Source organism: Streptomyces sp. DH12 (assembly GCF_020873895.1).
Lineage (GTDB): Bacteria > Actinomycetota > Actinomycetes > Streptomycetales > Streptomycetaceae > Streptomyces.
This window is the reverse complement of sequence record NZ_JAHWGT010001168.1, coordinates 1-441: the sequence shown is the minus strand read 5'-3', so window position 1 is coordinate 441 and position 441 is coordinate 1. Positions and strand designations below refer to the sequence as shown.

1 pseudogene is annotated in these 441 nt (G+C 70.1%); it reads left to right on the top strand.

What is annotated here, in order from left to right:
• Window positions 1-174: pseudogene (locus tag LPA54_RS39075) on the top strand (replication-associated recombination protein A); the annotation flags it as partial.
• Window positions 175-441: the final 267 nt, after the last annotated feature.

Below are 441 nucleotides of genomic sequence, written 5' to 3'. Positions count from 1 at the left end.
GGCAAGGGCTACGTCTACCCGCACGACCTGCCCGAGGGCATCGCCGAGCAGCAGTACGCCCCGGACGCCCTCAAGGACCGCGAGTACTACGAGCCCACCCGGCACGGCGCCGAGGCGCGGTACGCGGACGCCGTGGAGTGGACCAGGAAGCACCTCGGTCGCAAGCGGTCCTGAGCACCCTGTAGAATCACGCGAAGTGCTGTGTCCCGTGTCCGGCTCCGGTCGGCGCCTCAGGCGGGACGACCAGCCGGATCTTCGATCCAGGAGCGTCGCGCACCGTCGTAGGTGTCGCGGGCAGCCCACCACCACCCCGTAAGTCCCGGGACCGGTCGGTGGGCCGTTCGTGTGCTGCACGTATGTGCCCAGTCCAGGGAGCGGCTGCCTGGCTCGTCCTTCGCGGACCTGCCGGGATTCCCGGGCTGCGGATGCGACCTCCCGTAA